Below are 16,545 nucleotides of genomic sequence, written 5' to 3'. Positions count from 1 at the left end.
TCCGCTTTCATAATAAACCCACTGCATAAACATTAACCGGGACAATACAATATTAATAGAAACATTAATGATTAGTTAATAACAATACATTGCTAATTAAAATAATCCTGGCAACTTGACTTAATTCTCAATTTCCCTTATTATCAGTAACAATACATTTCACCATGTATCAAGAATTAAAATAACAAACCCAATAAATAAAGCTATGTCTGAAGCCGATCTCCCCATTCCTGAATCGTTTGATCAGCCTACTGAAGCACCTTTATCCCCACCCTTTCCCCCATCGGAGGAGTCCGTTAGTCCGGTTGTGACTCCGGATCAGGATTGGGAGACGGTGAACTTTCCCAATGCTATCCCCCTGGAGGAATTATTGACCCAGTTCGTTGCCGAGTTAGAACAAGCAGAAACGGAGTCTAATAGTGGAGATTTGGTAGTTCCAGAGGAGATATTTGTTGAGGGTTCTCAGGGGAATGAAATGGCGATTGCTTCGCTGATGTCAGTGGAAGCAGAAACCCAAGAAAATCCGGTAAAAGTGGTGCAAATTCTCCATGAATGTAACCGAGATTTAATTAATCGGGTGACTGAATTAGAAGCAGAATTAGATGAAAGTCGGCAAAATCAACAGGATCAAAAAACACAATTATTGCAACATACCCAGGAATTAGGGGCGACACAGGATCAAGTTAAACGACTATTTAAAAAGTTGGAAATTGCCAATCAAGTGATTCGACAGCAACAGGTTTTAGTCGAAACCTTAACCCAACAATGGGAAGTTACCCAAAACCGACTCGCGCAGATGGAAAGGGATACGGCCTTAACTCAACAACGCTATAATGAACAGTTCCATGAGTTAGTTCAATCTCAAAATAGTAACCGAGAATTGCGATCGCGTCTCCATCGTCAACAGCGCCAAACCCTCCAATTTAAAGTCGCTTTAGAACGGTGTTTGAACAATCAAATCCAGTTTGAAACCGGAAAACAAAACCTAGAAACCCTATCGGTAATTACGGAAGAACAATCCCTATCCTCATCTTCCACTTTATTAGTCCCAAAAGCACCCCCTGTTAAACCTTGGTCAGACGCTTTAAACCCGAATCATAACCCGATGAATTTGATGGAGGATGCAGTTAATTCATCCAAGGATTTAGATCCAATATCTTCAGAATTAGAACAGGAGATTCCTCTTAATCATGGGTTAGAATCCTTAACATCGGAACTGAATTCTCAACCAGGTTTTAAACCTCCCGTAGAGTTGACAACTTCAATTAACAATATTCCTGTGGAAGAATTACCTAAACCTCGATTTTTAGAAGGAGAATTAGAGCGAATTCGCCTAGAATATGCCTCTTTCATTTCAGAAGATACTGATCTATTTTCATTAAAAGTAACATCAGAAGATACAGCTATTCAACCACAATCGACTAAATCGATGGGGGGTCAGTCTTTTAATTTAGGAGAAACAAAATTCAAAACTGCGGGCTCTATAGCCGTGCAGGAACCCAATCAAAAAGAAAATAGTGCTAATTGGCCAGCCCCTTTAGTTTATCCGCAACGACGAAAAAAATTAGAGTCTTTAGCATCAATTAATTTGCCCAGTTTTCCCACAGAAAATCCTTTTTTATCGGAGGAATTTTAAGTTAATCAATGCCCTTTTTAGTGGGTAATTTAAGCCAAATAAATTAATTTATCCATGGATTATGATCTACCTAAATTTCCCAGGAAGCAGGGAAAATTAGGTTGTCTGACCCGCAGATTTTTGTGTCTAAAAGGGATTCGGTGTCTAAGCGCAAAGCGCAGGCTGCGCCAACGCGGTTGCTATATCTAAAGATAGAGATTTGTTTTGGATTAATAACCTTAACAGATGAAATTAAACACTAATTAATTTTAAAAAAAATTAATAAAAAATGAATTTTTTACCAGCTAGACAACGGTTTATTCAAGAAATTCAGCAACCGGAAACACAGATTAATTTAGCAAAAACTGCTCTTTATATTGCCCAGGAACAATATCCTGAGATAGAACCCGAAGAATATCTTAATGCCTTAGATACCATGGCTTCGGAAGTTTTAGAACGATTACCCCAGCAACGGTATCCCTTGCGAGTTATTCAAACCATTAATCATTATTTATATGAAGATTTAGGGTTCAGGGGAAATCAAAATCACTATTATGATCCTAAAAATAGCTACTTTAATGAAGTGATTGATCGGCGGACAGGTATCCCTATAACCCTTTCTCTGGTTTATTTGGAGTTATCTAAACGGATTGATTTTCCGATGGTGGGGATTGGAATGCCAGGACATTTTTTAATCCGTCCTGAATTTGAAGAGGCGGGAATTTATGTCGATGCTTTTAATCAAGGAGAGATTTTATTTGTTGAAGATTGTGTTACTCGATTAACGGAAATTTATCAAAAACCAATGCAAATGCAACCGGAATTTTTAGTAACTGTTACCCCCTATCAATTCCTGGGTCGAATGTTAATGAATTTAAAAGTTATTTATTTTAATCAAGGCAAAATAGAACTCGCATTGGGGGTAATAGAACGGATTTTACTACTGTTTCCAGATTCACCCCATGAAAGACGAGATCGCGGGATTATGTACTACCATCTTCAGCGATGGAGAGAAGCACAGCAAGATTTAGAGAATTATTTAGAAATTCTACCGACGGCTCAGGATACTGCTATAATTCGGCAAATACTGGATCAGATGAGCCAGAATATCTAACAGTTTGAGAAGTCTCTATCTAAAGGAACCTAAATAGGGTTAAAACAGACCTATAGTATGGGACAACAACAGAACTGTGTTACTCAATTTAACTTGTGAGGAAGGAACAAATGAACTTAAATTCAGGACGTTGGTTTCGGGGTATTCGTAACCCCTATCAATTTTTTACGCAGGGTCTATCTAAATATATATCCCTGGGGTTAGCTATAGTATTGGGATTAACAATTAGTTTGGGAATATTTGCTCAACCGTCCCCGGCTATTGATGAATTAAGATTGATCTATGGCCCAGCAAATATATCCTTAGCCACTGCTGATTTACAAACCTTTGCTCAAACGGGAGAACAGTCTAATCAACTTCGTTCTATGATTACTTTAGCAAAACTGACTCCCGATCAGGTTGAGCAATTCCAGAAAGCACTGAATTTCTCTGTCAAAATTCCTAATAATGTTGTTAATGATCTACTAGATTCTACCTATGGCAGATTATTGGTAGGAGCTTTTAATCAATTTGTTTCTTCGGGAAGCACCGTTGATATCGCGGTTGATAAAGTGATTACTGCTTTACGTGAATCCGCCGGGGATGGTCAACTTTCAATTTTGGAATTACTTCTAAGTTACCGAGGAATTACCGCAATTACGGTTAACGTTCAAAATCTGATCAATCTCTACAATGATGTTTATGCTTTAGGCGATCAGGCGATCGCTTTCCTAAAAGCTCAACCGGCTGTTCAAATGCGGCTTTGCAAATAATTGAACCTTTAATTTTTTAAACAGTAAAAAGGGGTTTTGACTATGAAGTTAAAAACTCCTTTTTATTTTAAGGGAACAGGGATCGCGGATTTAAGAGGATTTCACGGATTTCACAGATTTTAATCTGTGTTAATCTGCGTAATCCTTTTAAATCCGTGATCGGTAATGGGTAATAAACTGTTAACTGATGACTGTTAACTGATGACTGATGACTGATGACTGATTAAAGATTTTCTGCTACTTGTTTTAATCGTTTTAATTGGGCTTCCATGTCTGCTTTTGTTAGAGCAGCAGCAAAGAGATTAAAACCGAATTTAATTAGAGGATTAGGGATTTCAAATTCAAATCTATTTAAAAGTTTAGTCCCTGGGATTTCCGGTACACATTCCCAGCGATCGCATCCTTTAAAATAGCCTTCAAATCCCCAAACAATTAACCCCGGTTCCCGTTCTAAAACCACTGTTTTTAAACTCGGTTGAAATAGGGGAAGTTGAATCAAAAATCGGCATTTCCCCCCCACATTTGTATCCCATACATCAATCGGTTCACAGCGTAACATCGGATTCAACCATTGGTGCATCAGTTCCAAATCTGTAAAACACCGTTCCACAACCCCAGAATTGGCCGAAATTAAAATAGATTGTTCAAAAACTTGACGATATGGCATCATAACCTTCAAGCTATAGGCAGATTAATTTCATGGAAAACATGAAAGAATCTTAGTATAAACGAGGGGCGCATCAGAAAACAAAAAAAACCTTAAATTTTAGCGGTTTTTTCTGCCATTTTAACCAGACTTAAGATGCACTCTCGTTCAAACCACAGCGCACGAGTATCAAAACATCGAATAAGTTACTGGAACAATTATGAATAGAATCGATCAATTAATACCCTTTTGGGGAACGGACTTATCCTCCCTATCCCCCCTTTATTTTGCCCAGGATAACCCCTTGGCTATCCCTACCAATATTAATGACATAAAGCTTGGTCAAGCCTCCGTGGTGGATATTGCCTTAGCTTGTGCGATTCTACTGGTTGGTTATCTGATTGCCTTATTTGCTCAATCTTTAGTTAAAAGCTTGTTTAAAAAAACAGGCTTAGACAACCAAATTGCCAGTTGGGTTTCAGGTTCAACAGCACCAGAAGACAAACTTCCGGTAGAATCTTGGGCGGGAACCGTCGCCTTCTGGATTGTTTTTATCTTTGCGGTGGTTGCGTTTCTGGATAAGCTTCAGTTGACCGCAGCATCGACACCCCTAACCAATTTACTCAACCAAGTCACCAGTTATTTACCCCGAATTTTTGGGGCAACGATTTTAATTGCGGTGGCTTGGATTTTAGCCACTATTGCCCGAACTTTATTAATTCGATTGTTCCGAACACTTCGTCTGGATGAACGTTTAAATCAACAAGTTAGTGATAATGAGGTTGTCTCTCCCGACCAATTTTCCCTGAGTGAAACCCTAGGGAATGCCCTGTATTGGTTTGTGGTGCTGTTATTTTTACCAGCAATTCTCAGTACCCTTCAGTTACAAGGATTATTAGAGCCTGTTCAAAATATGCTCTATCAGATCCTGGCAGTTCTGCCGAATATTGTGGCGGCATTAGTAATTGCAGGTGCGGGTTGGCTGGTGGCTCAAGTGGTGAGTCGAATTGTTACTAACCTTTTAGCTGCTGTCGGAATTGATCAATTCGGAACTCGTTTCGGCTTAAATCAGGTCGCGGGGAATCAAAAAGCATCTTCCATTATTGGATTGATTGTTTACGTTTTAATTTTGATCCCTACTGCGATTTCTGCCTTAGAAGCCCTGCAAGTTAAGGCAATTTCTGAGCCAGCTATTTTAATGCTGACGGAAATTTTTAACGCCTTACCCCAAGTATTTTTAGCAATTTTAGTTTTAATTGCTGCCTATTTTATTGGCCGTTTTATCGCCAATTTGGTCACGAATATTCTGACCAGTGTGGGGTTTGATAATGTGTTTCGCTGGTTGGGGATTCATACTCCCGTATCTCCAATTGTTGAGGAGTATATTCCCACGGAAACCCCCGAAACCAATGAGTATACAGTCCCTCCTGTTTCTGCCCAATTAACCCAACGTACTCCTTCTGAGTTAATCGGAATTGTGGTGTTAGTCGGTATTATGTTATTTGCGGCGGTTACGGCAACGGATATTTTGGGATTAGCTGCTTTAACTGTAATTATCAATCAAATCATTGCGATCTCGGGTCAAGTTTTGATTGGCGTGATTGTGTTTGGGATTGGGTTATATTTTGCTAATTTAGCCCATGATTTAATTGTCAGTTCTGGGACTCGTCAATCGAGTCTGTTAGCCCAGGCGGCTCGGATTGCCATTATTATCTTTGTCGGTGCCATGGCCTTACAACAAATGGGCATTGCCAGTGATATTGTCAATTTAGCCTTTGGTTTGTTATTAGGAGCCGTGGCGGTGGCGATCGCCATTGCCTTCGGTTTAGGTGGACGAGATGTGGCGGGGGAACAACTTCGCAATTTTCTCTCTAAATTCGGCAATGATTAATTAGGGTTAAATAGGAGTGCAAGTTTCCTCCCTTGCTTCTATTTAGCTTAATTTTCTCAAACAATTTGTCATCTTTGACTGTAGGGCTTTGGTCTCCAAATCTCTACAGATTTTTTTTGCTTAGGATTTGATCCAGAATCGTCTTTAACCCTGGTGTAGTTAATTAGCGAATTGATAAAAGACTTACATTGTGGGAGCATCATGTCAAATAAAGATAATATCCCGGATCAAATTACCTGTAAAAGTATTAAACTAGCTGGCCCAATCCAGGGTAAAAAGATAGAAATTCAAGTTGATGTTAAACCGATTAAACAGGAGGCAAAACCCAATTCCGATTGGCAAATACTAGGATTTTTATTTCTAATTCTGTTTTCTTTGATTGTAATTGTGGGAAGTTCTGGCGAAGTAGATTCATTTTCAAATCCCTGCTTATCAGATCCTTCTCATCGCAATTCTCAAAATCCTAGATGTTAAATAGTTGGTGCTAACCAACCTCGGATAAAATAATAGAAGGTTAAAAAGTATTCATTCAAAACTCTTGTAGTTAGTAATAATGCTTCAGCACTGGGCGCGAAATCAGCCCCGGTAATGTGACGCAGATATTTTGTCTGATGAACAAATGTATAAAAATTTGTTGGAGCCGGAATTACTTTAAACCCAATTCGAGCAAAAGCGAGACTAGCTCGACGCATTTCTAGGGCGGAAGTCACTAGAATAATAGTTCTACCTAAATTGTGATTTTGCATAATTCGATAAATTTCAACGGCATTATTATGGGTGGTTCCGCCGTGAGTTTCTAAGATAATTCTATCAGGAGGAATCCCCATATAAACTAAAAGTTGTTTAACATCATTAGCTTCAACTAAGGGATTAACTAATTGATTACGGGGGCCAGCACTAACAATAATAAACGGGCCTCGATCCTGTCTAAATAGTTGGGCGGAGTAGGGAATGCGATCGCCTGTATCGGTTAATTGAATTTGTTTCCGATAAGGTAATTTCGGTTCGGTGGTTCCCCGTCCTAATAATACAATAGCTCCCGCCCTTTCTCCACAACATAAATCCGTTTGTACGGTTTTTAAAGCCACCTTTTCCACCTGTTGGGCTAACCAGTTAGCAAATACGGGGGTACTAGCTACAATTAAAATTAATAATGCTATTAAAATTAAACCCGGCCCAGGTTTATCAATTTTACCATTTTTAATAAAAATAGAAGCAATTAATAATAGCAAAATTGAAAAGCCAAGAGGTCTAAAAAGAATTGATAAAATTCCTAATACCACTGACCCAACTTGGCTATCTGGGAAAAATAAAGCGACAAGAATTAAAACTAAAACCAGGATAAATAATAAGCGATTAATTAAGCCATTATTCTTACTACCCAAAATTTCCCAGGCTTTAAATATAATGGCAGAAACTAGCAACAGAAATAAAATTCGAGTTAGAATAACAAACATTGGATTAGATAAATCTGGCCGGGAATTAATGATGTTTTAAATGATGGCGAATTGCATCAACAACGGTTTCAACAACTTTAACCCGAGCATAATATTTATCATTAGCTTCTACCAATGTCCAGGGCGCATTAGGGGTATGAGTCCGTTGAATCATTTGATTGGCGGCGACTTCATACAACGGCCATTTTTCCCGGTTTCGCCAATCTTCCTCCGTGAGTTTATGGAGTTTATAGGGGTTTTCTTTTCGCTCCTCAAACCGTTTTAACTGTTCTTCTTGGTCAATATGTAACCAAAATTTAACTAATACATAGCCCGCACTGGTTAACTGTTCTTCAAATTCATTAATTTCTTGATAGGCCCGCCGCCATTCTAATTCTGTAGCAAAACCTTCAACTCGTTCTACCAAAACCCGACCATACCAACTGCGGTCAAATATCCCCAATTTACCCGCCGGAGGTAAGCGTCGCCAAAACCGCCATAAATAATGACGGGCTTTTTCCTCATCTGTGGGAGCGGCAAAGGTGTTCACTTCATAACTCCGAGGATCTAAAATATCGGTTAATCGTTTAATCGCCCCGCCTTTGCCCGCCGCATCCCAACCTTCAAATAAAGCTAAAACTGGAATTTGTTTTTGATAGAGAATTTGTTGCAGTTGACCTAAATTGGCCTGTTGATGACGCAGTTGGTTTTTGTAGTCTTCTGGAGATAAAGTAACTTTCAGATTTACCGCCGCTAGGGGGTGGGGTTCCGTGGGTTCTAAATGGGTTTGGGAGGGTGTAAATACGGGGGGTAACTGAATATTTAAACGGTCTAAGGCTTCTTTAATTGATGCCACTACCGTTGATAATACCTTCACCCTGGCCCAGCGTTTACAATCTCCCTCTACCAATGTCCAGGGGGCGGAACCTGTCCCGGTATGAATTACCATTTCTTCCGCTAGACTTCTATAGGTATCATAATTTTTGGCCTGTTGCCAATCTTCAGGACGCACCCGCCAAGCTTCTAACTCGTCTTCTGAGGCTTTTTTCAGGCGTTGTTTAATTTCTTTTTTGCTCAAATGTATCCAAAATTTCACCATCACCGCCCCATCGTCCGCCAGTTGACGTTCAAAGGCGTTAATTTGTCGCATCGCCATTGGGACTTCCTGTTTTTCCAGGCGTCCAAATAAACGATCCTCTAAAACATAGGTATACCAACTATGGTAAAAAATACCAATACTGCCCTGGGGGGGTAATTTCTGCCAAAACCGCCAGAGAAATGGATAGCGGGATTCTTCATTGGTTGATGGCCAAATGGGATGGACGGCAAATCCTCTCGGGTCCATATATCCGACCATTTTCTTCACCAGTCCCCCTTTTCCGGCGGAGGCCCAACCTTCTAAAACAATAATAATTGGTAATTTTTTTTCTCGACAGGTATGCTGAAGCGATCGCAACTCCTTCATTAAAGCCTCTATTTGGCTTTTGTAGCTTTCTTTGTCCATTGATAAGGTTAGATCTAGGGTATCTAGCATAGACTCTCCCATCCTCATGAAGTTCTGATTAGATATTCTAGTTCTTTTTCTCCCATACATTGAAAACCTAAACAACTTTTTTAACTTCTGTTTTTTCAGCATTAACCCAGTATCTCAACTTATTGTATAATCAAAAGTTGCTTAACTGCTGATCTGTAAACGTAAAAAATAATGCGTTTAACCTTAACTCATCAATTAATTGCGTTTAAAAAAGCAATTCCTCAACGGCAACTCTGGATTTGTTTAGCTATTTTATGTGCATTTATTTTACTGTCGATTCGAGTCTCGGTTAATGAGAATTTAGCTTTAGACCAAATTTTAATTCAAGTTCCCCATCAGATTTTTCCCCGGAGTTGGGATGATTTTTTTAGATTTCTTTATTTGTTAACTGGGGTAAAAGGAACGGCGGTAATTGTGGCTTTGACTTTGGTTTTTTTGGCTTGGAAACGGTATTGGATTGAAGCCAAAGTTTTAGCCTTTTCTACTTTGGGAATTTTAATTTTAGTCGATAGAATTCTCAAGCCAATGATTGAGCGTAGTCGCCCTTTGGATCGACTCGTAAAATCCGTCGGGAGAAGTTTTCCTAGTGGTCATGCGACGGGGAATATTTTGTTTTATTTTCTTATAGCTTATCTTCTTGCAGAACGTTATCCAAAATCGACTCCCTATATTTATGGATTTGCGACAATCTGGTTATTAATTATTGGGTTTAGTAGTGTTTATTTAAGATGTCATTGGCCGAGCGATATCCTCGCAGGTTATGGTTTGGGTTATATCTGTTTAACGATTAGTTTGGCTTGGTTAAAAGTTTCCCGTGAAAATAAAAAATTGAGAGAATCATGAATAGTAAAAAATCAGAATTTAATTCATCTTTTAAAACATTCTGGAAATCTTGGGAAAACCGCCCTAAGCTGACTTGGGGCATTTCTATTTTAGGATTATTTTTGTTAAGTGCGATCGCATTTTTAAGTCATTTAGGCGATATTGGTTTAATTGATAAAACTGAACCGATGTTTGTCGAAGCCGCCCGACAAATGCACCTAACAGGAGATTGGATTACCCCCTATTGGAATGGGGAAACTCGCTTTGATAAACCGCCCTTAATTTATTGGTTAATAGTAATAGCGTTTAAAACCGTCGGGGTAAATGAATGGGGGGCGCGATTACCTTCAGCCATAACCGCAATATTATCTACTTTTTTAGTATTTTATACCCTGCGTTATTTCGGTGGGTTGATATCTTTAGAAACGGAATCTGCTCGCACCTGCTCCCCCTTCAATTCCACCCGTCTACGGGGGGATATAGGGGGGGGAGCGTGGTGGGGAATGGCAATGATGACCTTAAATCCGGCTTGGATTGCTTGGGGACGGGCGGGGGTTTCTGATATGCTTCTGGCTAGTTCTATCACTATTTCATTATTAGCATTTTTCTTGGGTTATGCTCAACCAAAAACTCGCCAACAAAAGGGCTGGTATTTTATATTTTATAGTTTTGCAGCTTTAGCAGTTTTAGCTAAAGGGCCGATTGGAATTGTCTTACCAATTTTGATTATTGGAGGATTTCTAATTTATACGAAACAATGGCAAAAAGTTATCTGGGAAATGCAGTTAATCAAGGGAAGTTTGGTATTTTTAATTATTGCTGTCCCCTGGTTTATTCTAGTTACTATGGCTAATGGTCAAGCCTATTTAAACACATTTTTTGGACATCATAATTTTGCACGCTTTACCAGTGTTGTCAGTAATCATCCTGGCCCTTGGTTTTATTATTTTCCAGTAATTTTAGTGGCTTTATTACCTTGGTCGGTGTATTTACCTGTAGCAATTTATCAGGTTAAATTTTGGCAAATCCAAGATTGGCGATCGCAAGATCGGTCACAACATTTAGGCTTATTTGCTCTATTTTGGTTGGTGATTATCTTTGTATTTTTTAGTCTTTCCGCGACGAAATTACCCAGTTATATCTTACCTTCGATTCCGGCGGGCGTTATTTTAATTAGTTTATGGGGAAATCAACAAAATAATATTGAGTCTGATCAAAATAAAATTTCTCTACCATTTTTAATCACAGGTTTAGTTAATATTTTGGTGTTATTGATATTAGCGATCGCTAGTTTTATTAGTCCTCAATTAGTCGGAGATGATACCCCCAATTTTTCCCAATTATTAGAAAGCAGTCATTTAACAACGGTATCAGGAATTATCTGGTTGATTGCTAGTGGAATTACTCTCTATTGTCTGATTAAACCTCAATGGCGACGGGCAGTTTGGGCGGGAAATGCCCTAGGATTCTTTGCTTTTATGGGTTTAGTAGCTTTACCTGTGGGTCAATTATTAGATACTCAACGAAACTTACCCCTCAGACAATTATCAACCACAGTACGCCAAGTTCATCAACCGAATGAACCCCTATTAGTGATTGGGGTCTTTAGACCTAGTTTGGTCTATTATACCCAACAAAATATAGAGTTTATGACCTATGATATTCAGCAAAGATTATTAAAATTATTTCCTGTAAATACTCCCGTTGACACGGTTTTAATTATCACCAGACCCAAAGATATAGCTAAACTAGGATTACAATATTCTGATTATCAATTATTGCAGGATCAGGGAGATTATCAATTAATTAGAATTAAAGTCAAGGTATTATTAAAACGGTAAGATTGCTGAAAAAATCTTCCTTTCAAGCCTATCTTGCTATGGGAATAGACTTTCAGTACCACTACCACCCCCAAATTTGCCGGATCTCAAAAAATTTTTAGAAAAGGGGTGACAGGTTGAGGAAGCTGTGCTATATTAGTAAATTAGCTGCAAGATTAAACGCAGTGTTCATAAGCGGATGTGGCGGAATTGGTATACGCGCACGTTTGAGGGGCGTGTGGCTTTGTCCTTGCGAGTTCGAGTCTCGCCATCCGCATTAGTATTCAACTCTGACCAATATCTTGATATAGATATTTCAAAAGAGTGGAGGCGACAAAAAAAGCCAAATTCACAGGAACAGAATTTCCAATCATTTGTTCTAAATTGGTTTTAGTTCCCCAAAATTTAAAAGAATCGGGGAAGGTTTGAATATAACTCCGTTCTATTGTAGATAAAGGTCTAATTGTGGTTAGATCAATATCTTGCGGATCACCACTATGGAGTTTATAGTTGGGTGGGATCGGACGATTGACACCTCTGATAGTTGGACTAGGTTCATCAATAGAAAATATCCCTCGTCGAGCATAGCTTCTGGGATGTCTATAATAATATTGGAGATTTAATCTATCCCCAAGATAATCTCTAATTGTCATTGGTTTTTTTGATAAACCCAACTTTAATAAATCTACCAAAGCATTATTTTTACCTGCAAGTTCACCTATTAAAAAAAAACGCGATCGCGATTGGGGTGTATTACAAAAAGACGCATTTAAAACAATTGCAGATAAACCATAACCATTTTTCAAAAACTGCTCAGATATTTGTGTCAGAATCGGACTTTTAGTTATTCTTGACACATTTTCCATGACAAACCATTGGGGTTTAATGGCACAAACAATATTAGCAAAGTTATAAGTTAAATTAGCTCTACTACCATTTATATTAAGTTTGCCAGCACTAGAAAAATCTTGACATGGGGGGCCACCAATGATCATTTCAGGAGCAAGTTGTTGGATAATTTTGATAGCTGCAACTTCATCTGTGAGGTCTTGTAAAATCGCTAAATGATCAAAATTTGCTTGATAGACCTCTAGGAATGCAACATTATTGTCAATAGCTGCTAATATCTCAATTCCCGCTTCTTTAAATCCAAGAGATAAACCACCACAACCACAAAATAAATCGACAGCAGTAATCATGAAAATAACTGTTTAAAATCGTTCTCCCATTAACCGTTGTCGCATTCCCTCGGCAATTTTTTGACCAAGATATTCAGGAATCAAACTTTCATTTGGCCCCAATAAATATAAAATTAACCGAGTGCGTCCCCGCCAAACTAATAAATTAGCATTCACCACCAATAAATCCTCCTGCCAGATAGCATACATAACCTTATAAAACAATCCAGGTTGGTTATCCGCTTCAATTAATAACGCCGGGAGGTGAAACACCGGGTCAACATAAAATTCCGTGGCCACATCCTCTAACCCAGCATCCAGGTTAAATTCCACCGCCAACATTTCTTCCACCTCAAAATGTCCCGCCAAGGCTTCTCGCACCGCCCGACAAACATTTTCTGAGGTTTTATCCGTGAGAGCTTTTCCTCCACGAGAAACCACTAACTTAATAAACACCAACATCGGCGGATAAATTTGGCCATACAAACTCAGACTATGAATCGTCAAGCCATAGGCCGCCAAAACCCCAAAAATATCGCTGAGTAAAAATGATTGATTCCGATAGGAAAAATGGAGGGCACTTTTGTTACTGTCCGGCTGAATTTCAATAACAGCCTGCTTGGTTTGGTAAACTTGATAGGCCAGTTTAAGATTTTGCAATTGAATTTCACTACTGACAAATTGCTCATAAAACTGTGGAAACGCCCGATTGAAGCGTTTTAGGAGTTCTAAAGTTGAGGATTTTAAGCCCGGAGCCATAATTGAGGTGAAGGTACGGGAGATATACTATCTAATAAGGTCATTGAAAATCTATTACCTTAACTACGCCTGCATGGGTTTTTGGAAAAACTTGTTTAGCAGTTCAGATTCCTCCGCCTCGTCCTCCTCCCAAGTGGAGTATGAGGGGTATGAGGGTGGAAGCGAGGAGTCAGTATCCCTAAACTCTCGCTCGTCATCGAGTAATAATGGTCGGATTTTTTTTAGCACGGATCGGGACATTGATTTATATGAATTGGAAGAACTTTGCAATGCAGTGGGCTGGTCTCGGCGACCCCTGCGTAAAGTTAAAAAAGCCATTCAGTATAGTTTCCTTGTAGTTTCTATGTGGCAAATTCGAGGGAATCAGCGACGGCTGATTGGTTTTGCTAGAGCCACATCCGATCATGCTTTTAATGCTACGCTCTGGGATGTGGTTGTTCACCCAGATTTCCAGAATAAGGGTATGGGTAAAGCCCTGATGAAATTTATCATCAAAAAACTCCGTAGCGATGATATCAGCAACATTACTCTATTTGCTGACCCTCATGTTGTGGATTTTTACCGAAATTTGGGTTTTATATCCGATCCAGAGGGGATCAAAGGAATGTTCTGGTATCCAGATTAAGCCTGGGTTGGCGGTTGAGGTGTTGAGGTATGGAGGTGTGAACAAATAACTGATAACCGACAACAGACAACCGACCCTAGCTTCTTCTGAATCAATTTTGCAATTTTTAATCCAATTTGTGTAAATCTAGGTTATACTCAGAAAAGATTAAACGGGATGTAGCGCAGCTTGGTAGCGCGCCTGCTTTGGGAGCAGGATGCCGCAGGTTCGAATCCTGTCATCCCGATTCTAAATTTTAACTTGGTTTTGATTAGTCTTGATTCTTTTTGTCCATCCCGTGATCGGTGTGTTAGGATGGGTCATGTTTAAGGGGCAGGCTGACTTGGATTAAAATTTTCTCCGGTTGATATTTCTTGAGATTTTGGGGAGAAAAACAACTCCTTTATCGTCAGTGCAACTTATCGGTGGTCAACATGACCCGGGTTCTCTGTTTAGCGTTACTCCTACTGCATCCCCCTGGGTTCAGTGGTACACACTGCATCTGCAATCTAAAAAATATTTAATTCAAAATTTGGAAACATGATCAGATCAATTGTTCGTTTGGGCGCGGTATTGGGAGTTGTGGGCGGTACGTTTTTACTAAGTCCTGATTCGGGATTACGTTTATTTAGCTTGATTCCGGTGGGAACTGAGCCAGCTTATGCAATTCCAGAAAACCAAATTCTAGAAAAACTTCGTTCGATTCCAGTTTTTACGATTACTGATACCCAGGGAGCCCCTTTAGTTGCGACTGTACCCCAGGGAGATAAAAAAGCTGCGGTCGCGGGTGTGTTTATTAGTCGCACGGATGCTGTGGCCTTTATCGATCGCTTAAAAAGTCGTGACCCCAAATTGGCTTCGACTATTCAAGTCACCACGGTTTCCCTGGGGGAAGTATACCGGATGAGCCAACAAGGTCAAGGTTCGGCGGATGAAGTTCAGTTTGCCTACGTCCCGGTACAAAAACAAGTGGATTTAGCCAAGACTGTTTTACAAGAAAATGGACAAGGTGTAAGCGAGTTTAACGGTGTTCCGTTGTTTATTGCTAAGGGTGGGCCGGATAATGGCTATCTGACGATTCAAAATGGTAATGAACAGGTGATCCCAATGTTCTTCTACAAAGAGGATCTGCAAAATATGTTGACTCAATTTAAAACTCAACAGCCTGATTTAATCTCTAACGTTAAAATTGATGTGGTTAATCTCGAAGGCCTGTTGGATGCGTTGAAAAAGGATAATGATCAATTCTTAAATCGGGTTGTCTTGATTCCGCCTCGTGAAACTTTGGAGTATTTACAAAAAAATCAACCCGCCCGCCCCGCCGCCCCCGCCCCCGCCCCTCGTTAATTGAATCAATCCAAGGAAAATATCATGGGGGAAACGATATCAGGTTGGCAACTGCAAGGGTGGATTGAACAGGCTCATGCTGAATGTGCCGCCTTTGGGGTTTCCCCTAATGAAATTCACTGGTTTCTCCAAGAGTTAGGGGGTTTGGATCGGTTAACTCTACGTTTACAAGCCTTCAAACAACAACCTGCGATTCCCCTTCTAGTTCCTTGGTCGGAATTAACTCAACTGTGGCAACGACGCTTGACTGAGCGTATCCCTTTGCAATATCTTGCGGGGAGAACTTACTGGCGTCATTTTACGTTAAAGGTGTCTCCGCAGGTTCTGATTCCCCGTCCTGAAACGGAGTTAATTATTGATTTAGCTGTATCTGCTATTGAAAATATTGATAATAATGGGATTTGGGTGGATTTGGGGACGGGAAGTGGTGCGATCGCTCTGGGTTTGGCTGATAGTTTTCCAATGGCTGAAATTCATGGGGTAGATACCAGTTTAGAGGCTTTGGCGATCGCTGAATCTAACGCTGAAACCACAGGTTTAAGTAGCCGTATCCAATTCCATCACGGGTCTTGGTGGGAACCGCTACAATTCTTAAAAGGACAACTAACGGGAATGGTATCTAACCCGCCCTATATTCCCTCTGATATTATTCCGACTTTGCAACCGGAAGTTGCCCAACATGAGCCAACTTTAGCCTTAGATGGTGGTGACGATGGTTTTGATTGTATTCGCTATTTAGTAGAAACTGCACCCCATTATTTGCGCCCTGGAGGGGTTTGGATTGTGGAAATGATGGCCGGACAAGGAGAAGGGGTTGCCAGGTTGTTAGAGGCTCAAGGAAGTTACTCTGGGATTAAAATTATTCCTGACTTAGCGGGATTTGATCGTTTTGTTATAGCTTATAAGAAAAACAGTGATCCATCGGTTGAAACCGTGGCTACACAAACAAAACCCGCCTGCGCGGGTTTTAAACCCTTGATCAATAGTCCGCGTAGGCGGACTTCGCTTGTGTAGCCACGATTTCAAT

General features: G+C 39.8%; 15 protein-coding genes and 2 tRNA genes. 12 read left to right on the top strand and 5 right to left on the bottom strand.

The features are described from left to right. Positions 1–205 precede the first annotated feature (205 nt). The 3 genes from AC559H_RS00590 (at position 206) to AC559H_RS00580 (ending at position 3,481) form a co-directional block, all read left to right on the top strand. Positions 206–1,636 carry a hypothetical protein gene (locus tag AC559H_RS00590; RefSeq protein WP_026787547.1) on the top strand — a complete coding sequence of 477 codons (1,431 nt, stop codon included), beginning with the start codon at positions 206–208 and terminating at the stop codon, positions 1,634–1,636. A 268-nt stretch (positions 1,637–1,904) separates the two neighbouring features. Continuing rightward, positions 1,905–2,729, top strand: coding sequence for a SirB1 family protein (locus AC559H_RS00585; RefSeq protein ID WP_026793398.1), 825 nt, complete (start codon positions 1,905–1,907; stop codon positions 2,727–2,729). 110 nt (positions 2,730–2,839) lie between these two features. Next, positions 2,840–3,481, top strand: a complete 642-nt coding sequence (locus AC559H_RS00580; protein ID WP_026787549.1) for an alpha/beta hydrolase — start codon at positions 2,840–2,842, stop codon at positions 3,479–3,481. 223 nt (positions 3,482–3,704) lie between these two features. Here the strand turns inward: AC559H_RS00580 and AC559H_RS00575 are convergent, their stop codons facing one another. Continuing rightward, positions 3,705–4,148, bottom strand: a complete 444-nt coding sequence (locus tag AC559H_RS00575; RefSeq protein ID WP_026793397.1) for an SRPBCC family protein — start codon at positions 4,146–4,148, stop codon at positions 3,705–3,707. A gap of 199 nt (positions 4,149–4,347) precedes the next feature. Between AC559H_RS00575 and AC559H_RS00570 the strand changes: the two genes are divergently transcribed. Together AC559H_RS00570 and AC559H_RS00565 are read left to right on the top strand one after the other, a co-directional pair. Next, complete coding sequence (locus AC559H_RS00570; protein WP_026787551.1) at positions 4,348–6,018, top strand: mechanosensitive ion channel; 1,671 nt, start codon at positions 4,348–4,350, stop codon at positions 6,016–6,018. 201 nt (positions 6,019–6,219) lie between these two features. After that, positions 6,220–6,492, top strand: coding sequence for a hypothetical protein (locus AC559H_RS00565; protein ID WP_026793396.1), 273 nt, complete (start codon positions 6,220–6,222; stop codon positions 6,490–6,492). On the opposite strand, the gene AC559H_RS00560 is transcribed toward AC559H_RS00565, so the two are convergent. Further along, positions 6,489–7,475, bottom strand: a complete 987-nt coding sequence (locus AC559H_RS00560) for a YdcF family protein (protein ID WP_026793395.1) — start codon at positions 7,473–7,475, stop codon at positions 6,489–6,491. The genes AC559H_RS00565 and AC559H_RS00560 overlap by 4 nt on opposite strands. A 25-nt stretch (positions 7,476–7,500) precedes the next feature. Further along, on the bottom strand, positions 7,501–8,988 hold the full coding sequence (gene pap, locus AC559H_RS00555) for a polyphosphate:AMP phosphotransferase (protein ID WP_026793394.1): 1,488 nt from the start codon (positions 8,986–8,988) through the stop codon (positions 7,501–7,503). Positions 8,989–9,159: 171 nt separating this feature from the next. On the opposite strand from pap, the gene AC559H_RS00550 reads away from it, so the two are divergent. From AC559H_RS00550 to AC559H_RS00540, 3 genes are all read left to right on the top strand, one after another. Then, positions 9,160–9,831: a phosphatase PAP2 family protein gene (locus AC559H_RS00550; RefSeq protein ID WP_051319662.1), complete on the top strand. Its 672-nt coding sequence runs from the start codon at positions 9,160–9,162 to the stop codon at positions 9,829–9,831. Next, positions 9,828–11,651: an ArnT family glycosyltransferase gene (locus AC559H_RS00545; RefSeq protein WP_026793392.1), complete on the top strand. Its 1,824-nt coding sequence runs from the start codon at positions 9,828–9,830 to the stop codon at positions 11,649–11,651. The genes AC559H_RS00550 and AC559H_RS00545 overlap by 4 nt, the downstream gene beginning before the upstream one ends. Positions 11,652–11,825: 174 nt before the next feature. Continuing rightward, positions 11,826–11,907, top strand: a tRNA-Leu gene (locus AC559H_RS00540). 7 nt (positions 11,908–11,914) lie between these two features. On the opposite strand, the gene AC559H_RS00535 is transcribed toward AC559H_RS00540, so the two are convergent. Next, positions 11,915–12,829, bottom strand: a complete 915-nt coding sequence (locus tag AC559H_RS00535; RefSeq protein WP_026787557.1) for a DNA cytosine methyltransferase — start codon at positions 12,827–12,829, stop codon at positions 11,915–11,917. A gap of 12 nt (positions 12,830–12,841) precedes the next feature. Beyond that, positions 12,842–13,567, bottom strand: coding sequence for a hypothetical protein (locus AC559H_RS00530; protein WP_026787558.1), 726 nt, complete (start codon positions 13,565–13,567; stop codon positions 12,842–12,844). A 43-nt stretch (positions 13,568–13,610) separates the two neighbouring features. On the opposite strand from AC559H_RS00530, the gene AC559H_RS00525 reads away from it, so the two are divergent. The 4 genes from AC559H_RS00525 (at position 13,611) to prmC (ending at position 16,532) form a co-directional block, all read left to right on the top strand. Next, positions 13,611–14,192: a GNAT family N-acetyltransferase gene (locus AC559H_RS00525; RefSeq protein ID WP_422630654.1), complete on the top strand. Its 582-nt coding sequence runs from the start codon at positions 13,611–13,613 to the stop codon at positions 14,190–14,192. A gap of 152 nt (positions 14,193–14,344) precedes the next feature. Then, positions 14,345–14,418: transfer RNA gene (locus AC559H_RS00520), tRNA-Pro, on the top strand. Positions 14,419–14,711: 293 nt separating this feature from the next. Further along, positions 14,712–15,518 (top strand): Tic22 family protein, encoded by an 807-nt coding sequence (locus AC559H_RS00515; protein ID WP_330942940.1) that lies wholly within the window; start codon positions 14,712–14,714, stop codon positions 15,516–15,518. Positions 15,519–15,542: 24 nt separating this feature from the next. Then, a complete protein-coding gene (prmC, locus tag AC559H_RS00510; RefSeq protein ID WP_071782737.1) occupies positions 15,543–16,532 on the top strand; it encodes a peptide chain release factor N(5)-glutamine methyltransferase in 990 nt (329 codons plus the stop codon). Positions 16,533–16,545 lie beyond the last annotated feature (13 nt).

The organism is Planktothrix prolifica NIVA-CYA 540 (assembly GCF_963864145.1).
GTDB lineage: Bacteria > Cyanobacteriota > Cyanobacteriia > Cyanobacteriales > Microcoleaceae > Planktothrix > Planktothrix agardhii.
The sequence above is the reverse complement of the archived record's forward strand: the minus strand, read 5'-3'. Positions and strand labels throughout refer to the sequence as shown.